Origin of the sequence: Terrabacter sp. 2TAF16, from assembly GCF_052115065.1 — a bacterium.
Taxonomy (GTDB): Bacteria; Actinomycetota; Actinomycetes; order Actinomycetales; family Dermatophilaceae; genus Terrabacter.
The window spans coordinates 66,775-81,953 of sequence record NZ_JBFRFZ010000005.1 but is presented as its reverse complement, the minus strand read 5'-3'; the positions used below and the strand labels follow the sequence as shown (position 1 = coordinate 81,953).

The following is a 15,179-nucleotide window of genomic DNA, read 5'->3' as shown; positions in this document are numbered from 1 at the left end:
CCTGACGGCACGCACCTCCCCGTGGGAGCCGAGAGCGGCAGTGACACGCCGGTGCTGACCCGCCAGATCCCGCCGCCGATCGAGATGGTGACTCTCCTCGGTCCCCGCGACGAGCTGCTGCGCACCATGGAGCGCCAGTTCCCGCTCGTCGACACCCACGTGCGCGGCAACGAGATGACCTTCGCGGGACCCGCCGGTGAGCTCGAGATCATCGACACCCTCGTCGACGAGCTGCTGACGATCGTCTCGACCGGCCAGCCGCTCAACCGCGACGCCGTCGAGCGTTCGATCTCGATGCTGCGCGGGCAGACGGCCGAGCGCCCGGCCGACGTGCTGACGATGAACATCGTCAGCAGCCGCGGTCGCACGATCCGTCCGAAGACGCTGAACCAGAAGCGCTACGTCGACGCGATCGACGAGCACACCGTCGTCTTCGGCATCGGCCCCGCCGGCACCGGCAAGACCTACCTCGCGATGGCCAAGGCGGTCGCGGCGCTGCAGGCCAAGCAGGTCAACCGCATCATCCTGACCCGCCCCGCCGTCGAGGCCGGCGAGCGTCTCGGCTTCCTGCCGGGCACGCTCAACGACAAGATCGACCCCTACCTGCGCCCGCTCTACGACGCGCTGCACGACATGGTCTCGCCCGAGACGATCCCGCGGCTCATGGCGTCCGGCACGATCGAGGTGGCCCCGCTCGCGTACATGCGCGGTCGCACGCTCAACGACGCGTTCATCATCCTCGACGAGGCCCAGAACACCTCGAGCGAGCAGATGAAGATGTTCCTCACGCGTCTCGGCTTCGGCTCGAAGATGGTCGTGACGGGCGACATCACCCAGGTCGACCTCCCCGGTGGCACCCGCTCGGGCCTGCGCGTCGTGCGCGACATCCTCGAGGGCGTCGAGGACGTCCACTTCGCCGAGCTGACCTCCCACGACGTCGTGCGCCACCGCCTCGTCAGCGCCATCGTCGACGCCTACGAGCGCGACGAGGTGCGTGCCGAGCGTCGGGCCCGGTCCCGGGCCGCATCGGCCGACCACCGTGACCACCGCGGGTCGCGGCGGACCTCCGACCGTTCCCCGGACCGGGGAGCCGGCCGCGACGACCACGGGCGCGACCACCGCGACGACCGCGACGGCCACGGCGGACGCCGTGACGCCACGGAGGCCGGCGCGTGAGCATCGACGTCCTCAACGAGACCGACCACGACGTCGACGAGCTCGAGCTGCTGGCCTGCGCCGCCTACGTCATGGAGCAGATGCGGGTCCACGCGCAGGCCGACCTCTGCATCAAGCTCGTCGACGAGGACGCCATGGAGGTCCTCCACGTGCAGTGGATGGACCTGCCCGGGCCCACCGACGTCATGAGCTTCCCGATGGACGAGCTGCGACCGGGTCGCGAGGGCCAGGAGCCCGAGGAGGGCACCCTCGGCGACATCGTGCTCTGCCCGTCCGTGGCGACGAAGCAGGCGCTCGATGCCGGTCACGCGCCGATGGAGGAGATGCTGCTGCTCACGACGCACGGCATCCTCCACCTGCTCGGCTACGACCACGCCGAGCCGGACGAGGAACGCGAGATGTTCGAGCTGCAACGTCAGCTGCTGCTCACCTTCCTCGCCACGCGCAACCGCCCGAGCGCCTGACCGCGGACGAGAGACCGAGATGTTCCCGCAGTTCGCGCTCCCGGCCCTCATCAGCATCGTCGTGGCGTTCCTGCTGTCGGCCGCCGAGGCCGCCATCTTCCGCATGTCCCGCGTGCGCGCCCAGGAGCTGTTCGACGAAGGTCGGTCGGGCGCCAAGTCGCTGATGACCGTGGTCGGCGACTCACCGGCATACCTCTCGGTCATCGCGTTCCTGCGCGTCGTCGCCGAGGCCACCGCGGCGGTGCTCGTCACCCTGGCCGTCGCCGGGCGGTTCGAGTCGACGTGGAGCCGCGCCCTCATCAGCATCACGATCATGGCCGTCGTGTCGTTCGTCGTCGTCGGCGTCTCGCCGCGCACCCTCGGACGGCAGAACTACGACACCGTCGCGCTGTGGAGCGCCCCCTTCGCCGTCGGCCTGCGCCGCGTGCTCGGGCCGGTGGCCAAGCTCCTCGTCGTCCTCGGCAACGCGGTCACGCCCGGCAAGGGCTACACCGACGGCCCCTTCCAGACCGAGTCCGAGCTGCGCGACCTCGTCGACATGGCCGGTGACTCCGACGTCATCGAGGCCGACGAGCGCGAGATGATCCACTCGGTCTTCGAGCTCGGCGACACCCTCGCCCGCGCGGTGATGGTGCCGCGCACCGACATGGTCGTCCTCGACGCGGACAAGACGCTGCGCAGCGCGATGTCGCTCTTCCTCCGTTCGGGCTTCTCCCGGATCCCGGTCGTCGGCGAGGACAGCGACGACGTCCGTGGTCTGCTCTACTTCAAGGACGTCGCCCGCCGGCTCAACGCCGCCCCCGAGGACGGCCGCCACCCCGCCACCGAGGTCATGCGGCCCATGCACTTCGTGCCCGAGAGCAAGCCCGTCGACGACCTGCTGCGCGAGATGCAGCGCGACCAGAACCACTTCGCCATCGTCGTCGACGAGTACGGCGGCACCGCCGGTCTCATCACGATCGAGGACATCATCGAGGAGATCGTCGGCGAGATCGCCGACGAGCACGACCGTGAGGCGCCCGGCATCGAGCAGCTCGAGGACGGCACCCTGCGGGTGCCGGCCTCGATGGACATCGACGACCTCGCCGAGCTCTTCGACGTCACCATCGACGAGGAGGACGTCGACACCGTCGGCGGACTCCTCACCAAGGTGATCGGCCGGGTCCCGATCGTCGGGTCGTCCGGTACGGTCGCTGGGCTGGAGCTGACGGCCGAACGCATGGCCGGACGCCGCCACCGCGTCGCGTCGGTCATCGTGCACCGGGCCTCGGTGCCGGAGGACGACGCGGCGTACACCGAGACGGAGGACGCCCATGGGCACCCAGGACGCTGACCCGACGCACGGCGACACCTCGGCCTCGGGGACGACCGACAGATCGGCCGACTACCGGGCGGGCTTCGCCTGCCTCGTGGGGCGGCCCAACGCGGGCAAGTCGACGCTGACCAACGCGCTCGTGGGCCAGAAGGTCGCGATCACGAGCTCGAAACCCCAGACGACCCGGCACACGATCCGGGGCGTCACGACGACCGCGACGGCCCAGCTGATCCTCGTCGACACCCCGGGTCTCCACAAGCCGCGGACCCTCCTCGGCCAGCGCCTCAACGACCTCGTCCGCGAGACCCTGCTCGAGGTCGACGTCATCGGCTTCTGCCTGCCGGCCGACCAGCGCATCGGCCCCGGCGACACCTTCATCGCCCACGAGCTCGCCGAGCTGCGTTCGGTCCGGCGCCGTCCGGTCGTCGCCATCGCCACGAAGGCCGACGCCGTCGACCGCGAGCGGCTCGCGGAGCACCTCATCGCCATCGACCAGCTGGGGGAGTGGGACGCGATCATCCCGTGCTCGGCCGTCTCCGGGAGCCAGGTCGAGGAGGTGCGCGACGTCCTCGCGTCCTTCCTGCCGCGCTCGCCGCAGCTCTACCCCGACGGGATGCTCACCGACGAGCCCGAGATGGTCATGATCGCCGAGCTCGTGCGCGAGGCGGCGCTCGAGGGCGTGCGCGACGAGCTGCCGCACTCGCTCGCCGTCGTCGTCGAGGAGATGGTGCAGCGCGAGGGGCGGCCCGACGACAAGCCGCTGCTCGACGTGCGCGTCAACGTCTTCGTCGAGCGCCCCAGCCAGAAGGCCATCGTCATCGGACGCGGCGGCTCCCGGCTGCGCGAGGTCGGCACGAACGCCCGCAAGGGTATCGAGGCGCTCCTCGGGCAGAAGGTCTACCTCGACCTCCACGTCAAGGTGGCCAAGGACTGGCAACGCGACCCCAAGCAGCTCCAGCGCCTCGGCTTCTGACCTGCGACGGGCACTGCAACGCAACGGGCTTCTCGTTCGTGGCCGGGTCCTCCAGCCTGCCGCGATGAGCAGCCCCATCCTTCGCCGCGTCGGTCAGGTCTTCGTCCCGGTCCGCGACATGGCCGCTGCCATCCGGTGGTATGCCGCCGTGCTCGGTTTCGAGACCGACGTGGCCTCCCACGACGCCACGATCTACGACATCCCGACGGACGGGCAGACCCGGCAGGCGCTCGACGCCAACCGCCAGGACTTCGTGGCGTCCGGGCCACCGCGGTTCTTCCTCTGGACCGACGACATGACGGCGACGGTCGAGCACCTGCGGGCGCTCGGCGTGAGGATCACCTCGGACGTCGAGGACATCGGCAGCGTCGTCTTCGTGCAGTTCGAGGACCCTGACGGCAACGCGCTCATGGTCTGCCAGCGCGCCTGAGGTCAGCGCCTCGCCCTACACTCCGGGCAAGGAGGCAGACATGTCCGAGCAGCCAGCGCACGACCACGAGCTCGAGGTCCTCGAGGAGGACCAGACGGTGCCGCCGCGTCCGGAGGAGCAGATCGCCGACGCCCGCGAGGACTCCCAGGCGGCGGAGTCTCCGGCCGTGCCCGGATCCGACGAGCCGACGGCCTCCGCCGATCTGCCTGGCGGTCCGCGGTCCGCGCCCTGACGTCTTCGCCTCAGACGGCGACTGCCCTCCGCGTCGACAGGGAGTTCCGTGCGCTACGAGTACGTGGACGTGACAGACCGGGCTGACCTCGTCTCGCCCTATCCCGAGGTCGTCGGCGCCCTCGAGCGGCTCGGCTGGCGCACCCTCGGGCGCTGCGCGACGGAGTTCCCGCCGAGGGTCACGGAGCGGCTCCTCGCCGGCTACGCCGAACCGGCCAGGTCGGAGTTCGCCGCCCACGTGCCCGACGTCGCGACGGTCCAGCTGTCAGCAGACGGCACGACCTTCGCCTTCGTCTCGTGGTTCTGGGGCAGCCCGCCCGACGCCCACCGGGCGCACGTCGCCGAGCTCGCCGCGACCCCGGTGCCGCTCACGTCCGTCGAGGACGCCGTGGCGCTTTCCCCGAGGGGGGCAGCACTCCTGACGTCCAGGACCCCGCGCGAACGTCTCAGGATCCGGGCAGCGGTCCCGAGGGGTGGACGCGAGCGGAGCGACCGGCATACGGTGAACGGGTGCGAGCGGTGAGCCTCCTTCTTCTCTGCCGCGACGAGGCCTGACCCCGGCCCTCCTCGTCGCGGAGTTTCCCGTGTCCGGCCGGACACCGAGCGAAACGCAGACGAGAGAGTGACGCGATGATCCACCCCCAGCAGACGTCGGGAATGCCGTTCCAGAAGTACGTCCCCTTCCACGAGCAGATCCCGTTCGAGCTCCCGGACCGCACGTGGCCGACGAAACGCATCGCGGCGGCCCCGCGCTGGTGCGCCGTCGACCTGCGCGACGGCAACCAGGCGCTCATCGACCCGATGAACTCCGAGCGGAAGCTCCGGATGTTCCAGCTGCTCGTGAAGATGGGTTACAAGGAGATCGAGGTCGGCTTCCCGTCGGCGAGCCAGACCGACTTCGACTTCTGCCGTGAGCTCATCGAGGGCGGACACATCCCCGATGACGTGACGATCCAGGTGCTGACGCAGTGTCGCGACCACCTCATCGAGCGCACCTACGATGCGATCCGGGGCAGCAAGCAGGCCATCGTCCACTTCTACAACTCGACGTCGGCGCTGCAGCGCAAGGTCGTCTTCGGCCTCGACCAGGACGGCATCATCGACATCGCCGTTCAGGCCGCGCGCCTGTGCAAGAAGCTCGAGGAGACGATCCCCGACACGACGATCTACTACGAGTACTCGCCGGAGTCCTACACCGGCACCGAGCTCGACTTCGCGATGCGGATCTGCAACGCCGTCGTCGACGTCATCGACCCGACGCCCGACCACAAGATCATCGTCAACCTGCCGGCGACCGTCGAGATGGCGACGCCCAACGTCTACGCCGACTCGATCGAGTGGATGGTCCGCCACCTCGAGCGGCGAGAGTCGATCGTCGTGAGCCTGCACCCCCACAACGACCGCGGCACCGGCGTGGCCGCGGCCGAGCTCGGCTACCTCGCCGGCGCCGACCGCATCGAGGGCTGCCTGTTCGGCAACGGTGAGCGCACCGGCAACGTCTGCCTCGTCACCCTCGGGATGAACCTCTTCAGCCAGGGCGTCGATCCGCAGATCGACTTCAGCGACATCGACGAGGTGCGCCGCACCGTCGAGTACTGCAACCAGCTGCCCGTGGGCGAGCGCCACCCCTACGGCGGCGACCTCGTCTTCACGGCCTTCTCCGGATCGCACCAGGACGCCATCAAGAAGGGCTTCGAGGCCATGGCGTCCGAGGCCGAGGCGAAGGGCACGGGGATCGACGACCTCGTCTGGGGCGTCCCCTACCTCCCCATCGACCCGCACGACCTCGGCCGCTCCTACGAGGCCGTCGTCCGCGTCAACAGCCAGTCCGGCAAGGGCGGCGTCGCGTACATCATGAAGACCGAGCACCAGATGGACCTGCCGCGTCGGCTGCAGATCGAGTTCTCCGGTGTCGTCCAGCGCGGTGTCGACCAGGACGGCGGCGAGGTCGCTCCAGCCGACCTGTGGGCCAAGTTCCAGGACGAGTACCTCCCCGACCCGAGCCGGGCCTGGGGCCGCTTCGAGCTCGTCAACGTCGTCACCGACTCGACCGTCGACGGGGCGAGCACGATCGAGGCGACCGTCCGCGACGGTGGCGAGTCCTTGACCGTCACCGGCACGGGCAACGGTCCCATCGCGGCCTTCGTCGATGCGCTCTCGACCGTCGAGGGCACCCCGGACGTCCGGGTCCTCGACTACGCCGAGCACGCCCTCTCCGCGGGTGGCGACGCCCGCGCCGCGGCCTACGTCGAGTGCGCCGTCGGCGACCGCGTGCTCTGGGGTGTCGGGGTCGACCCGTCGATCGTCACGGCGTCCATCAAGGCGATCGTCTCGGCGGTCAACCGCGCCCACCGCGACGCCGTTCCGAGCCCCTCGTCGGACGCCTGATCTGACGACCACCCGCGTGGGGTAGCGTCTGGCGCCATGGAGTCCCCGGTCGGTCGAGCGCTGCTTCGACTGGCCGGGGTCTCGCTCGTCACGGTCGCGGTCGTGGGACTCGTCGCGCCCCGACCGGTCAACGTCGAGCACCGCTGGCAGGTGGTCGTGCCCGTCACCCTCGGGCTGGTGCTGTTCGCCGCGGTCGTCCGCGTCCCCGGGTGGGCGAAGCGGCGCTGGGTGCCGGTGGCGATCGCGGTCGGCGGAGGCGTCGTCGCGACGCTCGTCGGTCTCATGACGCGCTACCGCTACGGCTGGGACGCGCGGATCGTCATGGACATGGCGCGCGGCCTCCAAGCAGGGAGACCGCTCAGCCAGGGCGAGTACGACTACCTCTCCCTCTACCCCAACAACCTGCCGCTGCTCGCCATCGACAAAATGGGCGTCGCTGTGGGACAGGCGTTCTCGCTCGCACCCGACGCAGTCCTCATCCCGCTCAACGGGATCTGCGTGGGCCTGACGCTGTATGCCGTCCACGACCTCGTCGGGCGCGTGGCGGGTCGCGGTCCTTCCCTCGGCGCCCAGCTCGCGACGCTCGTCCTCGTCGGCACGAGCCCGTGGCTGGCGGTGCCCTACACCGACTTCTACGCGATGCCGTTCGTCGTCGGGGGAGTGGCCCTGGCCGTCCGGGCCATGACCCCGCGGCCGCGCACGGGACGAGTCGTCCTGTGGCTGCTCGCGATCGTGTCGGTCACGGTGGCCTACTCCATCAAGACCACCCCGGTCGTCATCGCCATCGCGGCGGTCCTGACGGCCGTCGTGGCGATCTTCGACCACGACCTCCTCCCGGCCCGGCGCGCGGGCGTCATCGCCGCCTGCGCGGCCTCCGCCCTCGCGTTCGTCGTCCTCGGCGTGGGCCTCGGCGCCGCGGCCTCCGCGGCCTCCGGGGTCGACTCCGCGCGCATCGACACCGCGGTCTCACCCCCGATCCTCTGGTGGGTCGCGCTCGGTTCCGACGAGCAGCGCTCGCCCACCGGCGTGGTCAGCTACGGCGCGTACTCACGGGAGATGGTCGACGCGGTGACCGGCCGCAGCCAGGGCGAGATGAAGACGTATGCAGTGGACGTCCTCGCAGACCGGTGGGCTGAGCGAGGTCTCGGTGGCACGCTCGCCTTCTACGGCAGCAAGGCGGCCTGGAACTGGGGCGACGGGATGTTCTGGGCGTGGGGCGAGGGCCCCGACTCGCTGCCCGGCACGCTCGCGCCGGCGACAGGCGTGACCGGGATCGTCCACGACCTCAACGGCTTCCACGGGTCGGGCTACCAGCTGCGCGCCGACGTGACCCAGGCAGTGTGGCTGGCCGTGCTGCTCGTGGCCGGCGTCGGGCTGCTGCGCGCGCCTTACCGGCGGGAGACGCTGCTCGTCGCTGGCTCGGTGCTCGGCATCGCGGCCTTCACGCTCGTGCTCCAGGGACGCTCGCGCTACCTCTTCGCGTTCGTCCCTCTCGTCGTCGTCCTGGCCGCGATGGTCCACGCGTGGCTCCCTCGCCCGAGGCGAGCAGGTCGCCTCGGGCGCCGCACCGACTGAGCCGTCCGGGTCAGTCGATCGAGTCGGTGAGCACAGCATCGACCGCGGCCAGCGCTGCCGCGTCGCCGTCGCGCGTGATCTCGCCCTCCACCGGACGGTTCCAGAGCCAGCAGTCGATGTCGGCTGCGGACCCGCTGATCTCGGCCGCCGCGGCGTCGTCCGGTCCGTCGCTGACGAGGAAGCGCTGCACGTCGATCTCGTCGCCGTTCCACGTGCCGGTGATGCGCACGGGAGTGACCGTCCACGCGTGCATGGCATCGACCGTCGCGATCGTCACCGGCGCCGAGACCGGTACGTGCGTCAGGTCCGGCTCGGGCTCGTGGCCGCGCATGATCCGCAGGGCCTCGTCGATGCCGTCGGCGGCCAGCCGACAGTCGAGCGGGGTCCGCTCACCCACCGTGACCTCGGCGTCGACGCGGTGCACCATCGCCTCGTGGGCCTGGCGACGGCGGATGTAGCCGGCGGTCTGGTCCTCGTCGTACCACATCCACAGCGGCGTCTCGGGCGCCAGCTCGCCGAGCACCCGCTGAAGCCGCTCGCTCGAGCGGTCGAAGAAGGCGAGCAGCCCGCCGCGGTCGCCCGGACGCTCCTCGCGGCTCGCGTTCATCGCGTCGAGGTCGGCCGGATCGGTGAGCCTGCGCTCGGCGATCTCGCCCCAGAACCACTGCACCTCGCCGAGGTGCCACAGCAGGTCGTCGGCGTCCCAGTCGGGACACGTCGGCACGCGGGCGTCCGCTGGGGCCGTCGCGAGCACGGTCCGGAAGCGGGCCGAGTCGGCCGCGAGGTGGTCGAGGAAGGGAAGGGGGCCACCTGAGCGGCTGGACGGCATACGTGGGTCTCCTGTCAGCGAACACCGGCTACACGGAACTGCACCGAGATGCGCGGCCCCATCGGCTCGGACGTCTTCGGCACCGAGTGGTCCCATGTCCGCTGGCACGAGCCGCCCATCACGACGAGGTCACCATGTCCCAGGGGATAGCGCAAGCTCTTTGTCGTCGAGCCGGGGATCGGTCCGCCGTCACGAGGGCGGAGGGCGAGTGTGCGTGCGGAACCGAGCGACAGGATCGCGATCATCGTGTCGCTGTCGCGCGAGCGCCCGATGCGGTCGCCGTGCCAGGCGACGCTGTCGCGACCGTCGCGGTAGAGGCACAGGCCGGCCGTGACGAACGGTTCGCCGAGCTCGGGCGCGTAGTGACGGCTCAGGGCGTCGCGGGCCTCGACGAGCATCGGGTGGGGCAGCCTCTCGTCGCCGGCGTAGAACTTCGTCAGCCGGGGGACGTCGACGACGGAGTCGTACATCTGCCGGCGCTCGGCGTGCCACGGCACGTCACGCAGCAGGGCCGTGAAGAGCTCGTCGCCGGCCGCGAGCCAGCCGGGACGGACGTCGACCCACGCGCCGTGGGCCAGGTGGTGGCGGGTCTTCCCGGTGCCGACGTCGCGCAGCGTCATCGCGTCGGTGAGGTCGAGGAGCGAACCCTGGAGAGAGAGGTCCATGGCCCCACGATAGCCCACGGGTCGAACGGGTGTTCGACTCGTTGCGGTGTTTCGCGGCGACCTCGTGGAGACCGGCGCGTGCGGTGCCACCGACGCCTCGGCGGGGGAGACAATGGACCCATGCCCCTCTACCGTGACGAGGCGATCGTCCTGCGCACCCACAAGCTGGGCGAGGCCGACCGCATCATCACGATGCTGACCCGCACGCGGGGTCGGGTCCGCGCCGTCGCCAAGGGAGTGCGCCGCACGAAGTCGCGCTTCGGGTCGCGCCTCGAGCCCGGCATGGTCATCGACGTGCAGTGCTACGAGGGTCGCAACCTCGACACCGTCACGCAGGTCGAGACCCTGGCGCCCTACGGCGACGCGATCGCCCGTGACTACATCGCCTACACGTGCGCCACCTCGATGCTCGAGACGGCGCTGCAGCTCACCGAAGAGCACGAGCCGCAGACGCAGCAGTACCTCCTGCTCGCCGGCGCGCTGCGCTCCCTCGCCGAGCGCACCCACGACGCCGGGCTCGTCCTCGACGCCTACCTGCTGCGCTCGCTCGCCGTCGCCGGCTGGGCACCGAGCTTCGTCGACTGCGCGAAGTGCGGCGCCCCGGGCCCGCACCGGGCCTTCAACGTGCAGGCCGGCGGCGCCGTGTGCTCCGTATGCCGTCCGCCCGGCTCGAGCGCCCCCGCCCCCGAGACCTTCGAGCTGCTCGCGTCACTGCTGACCGGCGACTGGGACGTCGCCGACGCAAGCGACGAGCGCTGCCGTCGGCAGGGCAACGGCCTCGTCTCCGCCTTCCTCCAGTGGCACATCGAGCGAGGGCTGCGGTCGCTGCGCCTCGTCGAGCGCGCCTGAGCCAGCAGCGAACCCGATCCCGACCGACCGGAGCCCCATGTACGCCAAGCCCTTCCCGCACCCGTCCGGCGCCACCCCGCCCGTCATCGCGCCTGCCCTGCTGCCCAAGCACGTCGCGATCGTCATGGACGGCAACGGCCGGTGGGCCAACGCGCGAGGGCTCCCGCGGACCAAGGGCCACGAGGCTGGGGAGGCGTCGCTGCTCGACGTCGTGGCCGGAGCCATCGACATCGGCGTCACCCACCTGTCGGCCTACGCCTTCTCGACCGAGAACTGGCGGCGCTCTCCCGACGAGGTGCGCTTCCTCATGGGCTTCAACCGCGACGTCATCCGTCGACGACGCGACCAGCTCCACGAGTGGGGCGTGCGGATGCGCTGGGTGGGCCGGGCGCCGCGCCTGTGGCGCTCGGTCATCAAGGAGCTGGAGATCGCCCAGGAGCTGACGCAGCACAACACCGGGCTCACCCTCTACTTCTGCGTCAACTACGGCGGCCGTGCCGAGATCGCCGACGCCGTGCAGCGGATCGCCCACGACGTCAAGGACGGTCGGCTCCGGCCGGGCTCGGTCGACGAGAAGACGATCAAGCGCTACCTCGACGAGCCGACGATGCCGGACGTCGACCTCTTCGTGCGCAGCTCCGGAGAGCAGCGCACGAGCAACTTCCTGCTGTGGCAGTCGGCCTACGCCGAGATGGTCTTCCAAAACCGGCTGTGGCCCGACTACGACCGTCGCGATCTCTGGGCCGCGATCGAGGAGTACGTCGACCGCGACCGCCGCTACGGCGGAGCCGTCGACACCCCGACAGCCAGCTCCTGACGGCAGCGGCACGCAGCCTTCTCGAATCGAACGCCGCGTTCGGTGTCGAAAACCTCGGTAGAACACGGCTTTCGAGACCGAACGCGGCGTTCGGTGCGGAGAGCTGCTGGGGTCAGTCGGCGGTGGCGGTGCAGTCGGCGCAGGTGCCGAAGATCTCCAGGGTGTGCGTCACGCCGCTGAAGCCGTGGTCGCTCGCGATCTTGTCGGCCCACTTCTCGACGGCCGGGCCCTCCACCTCGACCGTGCGACCGCAGGCCCGGCACACGAGATGGTGGTGGTGGTGGGTCGAGCAGGCCCGGTAGACGGCCTCCCCGTCGTCGGTGCGCAGCACGTCGACGGTGCCGGCCTCGACCATCGACTGGAGCGTCCGGTAGACCGTCGCCAGCCCGACGCCGGCTCCCGCGTCGCGGAGCCGGGCGTGCACCGTCTGGGCGGAGGTGAAGTCGTCGGAGCGCTCGAGCAGCTCGGCGACGGCCACCTGCTGCCGGGTCGGCTTGCGTGAGGTCGCCGCGGAGCCCGAGGTGTTGGTGCTGCTCGTCATGATCTCGATCCTGTCGTCGGGTCGGAGGTCGTGCCGGCCGGGCCGGCGCCCGCCGTCTCGGGGCCGGGCGGGGCGGGGTGGTCGTGATGGACGCCGTGCTCGTCGTAGTGGCCCTCGTGGGCGGCGTGCAGGTGCCCGTCGTGGACGTAGTCGACGTGGTCGCCGTGCGTCACCGCAGGGTGACCGCACTCGGCGCCGTGCTCGTGTGCGTGGGTCTCCGCGACGTCGTGCCTCCTCCCGCCGACCCTGGCCAGCACGCTGGTGACGACGGCGGTGACGACGAAGAGCGCGACGGCGAGCAGGACGATGGTGCCACCGGACGGTGTGTCGAGCGGGTAGGAGAGCGCCACGCCGCCGACCGAGGAGACGAGACCGAAGGCGATGGCCCACCGGACGCCGCCGCTGAAGGACCGTGCGACGAGCTGGCTCGCGGCGTTGGGCACGATCATGAGCGCGCTGATGAGCAGGAGCCCGACGACGCGCATGGCGACGACCACCGTGGTCGCGGTGAGCACGGCCAGCACGATGTTGAGCGGCAGCACGGGCAGGCCGACGGCGCGGGCGTACTCCTCGTCGTTGGCCACCGCGAAGAGGCGCGGGCGCAGCGCCCACGTCGTGACGGAGATGAGCAGCGCGAGCCCGGCGAAGACGTAGAGGTCGGTGCGCTGGGTCGTGAGGATCGACCCGAAGAGGTACTTCATGAGGTTCGCGGGAGTGCCGCTGGGAGACTTGCTGATGATGACGACGCCGCCGGCGATGCCGCCGTAGAAGATGACCGCGAGGGCCACGTCACCATTGGTGCGGCCGCGGGCGCGGAGCAGCTCGATGACGACGGCGGCGATCACCGCGGCCAGGAGCGCCGTCAGCACCGGCGCGGCCCCGGACACGAGGCCGATCGCGACCCCGGCGAGGGCCACGTGGCCCATGCCGTCGCCGATGAGCGAGAGCCGGCGCTGGACGAGAAAGATCCCCACCATCGGCGCAACGGTGCCCACGAGCAGGGCGGCGATGAGCGCCCGCTGCATGAAGTCGACGGAGAGCAGGTCGATCACGGTCGGCTCCTGTCGGTGCGGTCGACGTCGAGCGGGCCGTGGGCCAGCGACGGGTGGTGGCCCTCGAGCTCGAGGTCGTGGTGGTGGCTGTCGTGGTCGTGGTGGACGCTGTCGCGCGCAGTGGCATACGCACGGGGTGTCCCGTCGAAGCGGATGCGTCCGCCGTCGATGACGACGATGCGGGTCAGCAGCCGCTCGAGCGCTCCGAGCTCGTGCGTGACGATGACCATGGTGACGTCGCGCTCGACGAGGCGGTCGAGGACGTCGGCGAGCACGTGCTGGTTCGCGGCGTCGACCCCGGCGGTGGGCTCGTCCATGATGAGGACGTCGGGCTGCCCGGCGAGGGCGCGGGCGATGAGGACCCGGCGCTGCTGGCCCCCCGAAAGCGTGCTCACCTCGGTCGCGGCGCGGTCGGCGAGACCGACGACGTCGAGCGAACGGGCCACGATCTGCCGGTCGGTGGCGCGGAGCCGGCCGAGCCAGCCGATGCGGGGGAGTCGCCCCGTGGCGACGATCTCCTCGGCGGTGGCCCGGACGGACGCCGAGAGCGTATGCCGTTGGGGCACGTAGCCGAGGCGGGCGCGGTCGTGGAACTCGGTGCTGTCGATGCCGAAGAGCGTCACCGTGCCGGCGACCTTTTCGTTGAGGCCGAGGACGCCCTTCATGAGCGTCGACTTGCCCGACCCGTTCGGTCCGACGATCGCCACGATCTCACCCTTGCGGATGGACAGGTCGACGTCGCTGAGGACGGTGCCGTCGCCGTCGCCGTAGCCGAAGCTCGCGCCGCGCAGGGTGACGACCGCGTCCGACGGCGCGGCATCCCGGGGGACGAGCGGTGCCGACCTCATGAGCACTCCTGACCGTCGCGCAGGGCCACGAGGTTGCTCCGCATGACCTCGAAGTAGTCGGTGCCGACCGATGCGCTCGTGATCCCCTCGATGGGGTCGAGCGTCGCGACCTCCGCACCCGTCGACTCCGCGACCGTCTGGGCGAAGTGCGGCTCGACGAGCGTCTCCTGGTAGATCGTGGTCACCCCGGCAGACCTCACGAGGTCACCGACGGCCTTGAGGGCTGCCGCGCTCGGATCGGCCTCGGGCGAGACGCCGGTGATGCCGCGCTGGTGGAAGCCGTAGCGCGCCGCGAGGTAGCCGAAGGCGGCGTGGCTCGTGACGAGCTCCTTGACCGTGCACTGGCGCAGGCCTGTCCGCATCTCGTCGTCGAGCTCGGAGAGCTTCTCGACGAAGACCGCGGTGTTCTTCGCGTAGGTCGCGGCGTTCTCCGGGTCGTCCTGCGACAGGCGCGCGCTGATGGCCTCGGCCACGGCGGCGTAGCGCGACGGGTCGAGCCAGAAGTGGGGGTCGTCCGCCCCGTGGTCGTGGCCGTCGTGCCCGTCACCGGCGCCGGTCGTGTCGTGCGGCTCGGTCTCGGTGCCGGACTCGTCGGCGTGGTCGCTGTCGTCGGTCGACGCGGGTACGAGCTTCGCGACATCGGCGACGTCGAGCACCTTCGCCGCGTCGACGAGCCCGACGGCCTCGTCGACCGCCGGCTGGAAGCCGTCGGCGTAGACGACGAGGCGTGCCTTCGTCATGCCACCGATGTCCTGCGGCGCCAGCTCGAGGTCGTGCGGCTCGGCGCCGGGCTTCGTAAGGACGGTCACCGGGAGCCGGCCGCCGGTGATCTGCTGCGTCGCGAACTGGATGGGGTAGAAGGACGTGACGATCGAGCCGTCCGCGGGGCCGGCGCCGGATCCGGTGTCAGGACCGCTCTGGCAGGCCGCCGTCGTGAGCGCCAGTGCCGTCGCGGCGACGATCGCGGACAGGGCGCGGCGTGGGGGAGCGGGGGGCATGACACCAATCATCACTCAAAGTGAGAAT

At 70.9% G+C, this 15,179-nt stretch carries 17 protein-coding genes; 11 read left to right on the top strand and 6 right to left on the bottom strand.

The features are described 5' to 3' along the window. The first annotated feature begins 84 nt into the window (after positions 1–84). From AB4Z14_RS07630 to AB4Z14_RS07590, 9 genes are all read left to right on the top strand, one after another. On the top strand, positions 85–1,176 hold the full coding sequence (locus AB4Z14_RS07630) for a PhoH family protein (RefSeq protein ID WP_442274877.1): 1,092 nt from the start codon (positions 85–87) through the stop codon (positions 1,174–1,176). Continuing rightward, positions 1,173–1,640, top strand: a complete 468-nt coding sequence (ybeY, locus tag AB4Z14_RS07625; protein WP_056824909.1) for an rRNA maturation RNase YbeY — start codon at positions 1,173–1,175, stop codon at positions 1,638–1,640. Before AB4Z14_RS07630 ends, ybeY begins: the two co-directional genes overlap by 4 nt. 19 nt (positions 1,641–1,659) lie before the next feature. Further along, entirely contained in the window at positions 1,660–2,973 is a 1,314-nt protein-coding gene (locus AB4Z14_RS07620) for a hemolysin family protein (protein WP_442274685.1), read from the top strand. Then, positions 2,954–3,928 (top strand): GTPase Era, encoded by a 975-nt coding sequence (gene era, locus AB4Z14_RS07615; protein WP_256792291.1) that lies wholly within the window; start codon positions 2,954–2,956, stop codon positions 3,926–3,928. The genes AB4Z14_RS07620 and era overlap by 20 nt, the downstream gene beginning before the upstream one ends. A gap of 64 nt (positions 3,929–3,992) precedes the next feature. Continuing rightward, positions 3,993–4,358 carry a VOC family protein gene (locus AB4Z14_RS07610; RefSeq protein WP_442274684.1) on the top strand — a complete coding sequence of 122 codons (366 nt, stop codon included), beginning with the start codon at positions 3,993–3,995 and terminating at the stop codon, positions 4,356–4,358. Between the two features lie 40 nt (positions 4,359–4,398). Then, positions 4,399–4,590 (top strand): hypothetical protein, encoded by a 192-nt coding sequence (locus tag AB4Z14_RS07605; protein WP_442274683.1) that lies wholly within the window; start codon positions 4,399–4,401, stop codon positions 4,588–4,590. 69 nt (positions 4,591–4,659) lie between these two features. Further along, entirely contained in the window at positions 4,660–5,112 is a 453-nt protein-coding gene (locus AB4Z14_RS07600; protein WP_442274682.1) for a hypothetical protein, read from the top strand. Positions 5,113–5,219: 107 nt separating this feature from the next. Next, positions 5,220–6,977 carry a 2-isopropylmalate synthase gene (gene leuA / locus AB4Z14_RS07595; protein ID WP_442274681.1) on the top strand — a complete coding sequence of 586 codons (1,758 nt, stop codon included), beginning with the start codon at positions 5,220–5,222 and terminating at the stop codon, positions 6,975–6,977. Positions 6,978–7,013: 36 nt separating this feature from the next. Beyond that, positions 7,014–8,552, top strand: a complete 1,539-nt coding sequence (locus AB4Z14_RS07590) for a hypothetical protein (protein WP_442274680.1) — start codon at positions 7,014–7,016, stop codon at positions 8,550–8,552. Between the two features lie 10 nt (positions 8,553–8,562). Here AB4Z14_RS07590 and AB4Z14_RS07585 read toward each other — a convergent pair whose 3' ends face one another. Together AB4Z14_RS07585 and AB4Z14_RS07580 are read right to left on the bottom strand one after the other, a co-directional pair. Continuing rightward, the gene (locus AB4Z14_RS07585) at positions 8,563–9,381 is read right to left on the bottom strand and encodes a maleylpyruvate isomerase family mycothiol-dependent enzyme (RefSeq protein ID WP_442274679.1); all 819 of its coding nucleotides are present in this window, start codon (positions 9,379–9,381) and stop codon (positions 8,563–8,565) included. A gap of 14 nt (positions 9,382–9,395) precedes the next feature. After that, the gene (locus AB4Z14_RS07580) at positions 9,396–10,046 is read right to left on the bottom strand and encodes an alpha-ketoglutarate-dependent dioxygenase AlkB (protein WP_056780102.1); all 651 of its coding nucleotides are present in this window, start codon (positions 10,044–10,046) and stop codon (positions 9,396–9,398) included. 120 nt (positions 10,047–10,166) lie between these two features. On the opposite strand from AB4Z14_RS07580, the gene recO reads away from it, so the two are divergent. Together recO and AB4Z14_RS07570 are read left to right on the top strand one after the other, a co-directional pair. Next, complete coding sequence (gene recO / locus AB4Z14_RS07575; protein ID WP_256792284.1) at positions 10,167–10,895, top strand: DNA repair protein RecO; 729 nt, start codon at positions 10,167–10,169, stop codon at positions 10,893–10,895. Between the two features lie 37 nt (positions 10,896–10,932). After that, positions 10,933–11,712 (top strand): isoprenyl transferase, encoded by a 780-nt coding sequence (locus tag AB4Z14_RS07570; RefSeq protein ID WP_442274678.1) that lies wholly within the window; start codon positions 10,933–10,935, stop codon positions 11,710–11,712. 112 nt (positions 11,713–11,824) lie between these two features. On the opposite strand, the gene AB4Z14_RS07565 is transcribed toward AB4Z14_RS07570, so the two are convergent. Genes AB4Z14_RS07565 through AB4Z14_RS07550 form a run of 4 tightly spaced genes read right to left on the bottom strand, consistent with a single transcriptional unit; the run spans position 11,825 to position 15,151 of the window. After that, positions 11,825–12,253, bottom strand: a complete 429-nt coding sequence (locus tag AB4Z14_RS07565; RefSeq protein WP_056780097.1) for a Fur family transcriptional regulator — start codon at positions 12,251–12,253, stop codon at positions 11,825–11,827. After that, positions 12,250–13,305: a metal ABC transporter permease gene (locus AB4Z14_RS07560; RefSeq protein ID WP_442274677.1), complete on the bottom strand. Its 1,056-nt coding sequence runs from the start codon at positions 13,303–13,305 to the stop codon at positions 12,250–12,252. The genes AB4Z14_RS07565 and AB4Z14_RS07560 overlap by 4 nt, the downstream gene beginning before the upstream one ends. Beyond that, a complete protein-coding gene (locus AB4Z14_RS07555) occupies positions 13,302–14,153 on the bottom strand; it encodes a metal ABC transporter ATP-binding protein (RefSeq protein ID WP_442274676.1) in 852 nt (283 codons plus the stop codon). The genes AB4Z14_RS07560 and AB4Z14_RS07555 overlap by 4 nt, the downstream gene beginning before the upstream one ends. Beyond that, on the bottom strand, positions 14,150–15,151 hold the full coding sequence (locus AB4Z14_RS07550; protein WP_442274675.1) for a metal ABC transporter substrate-binding protein: 1,002 nt from the start codon (positions 15,149–15,151) through the stop codon (positions 14,150–14,152). Before AB4Z14_RS07550 ends, AB4Z14_RS07555 begins: the two co-directional genes overlap by 4 nt. Positions 15,152–15,179: the final 28 nt, after the last annotated feature.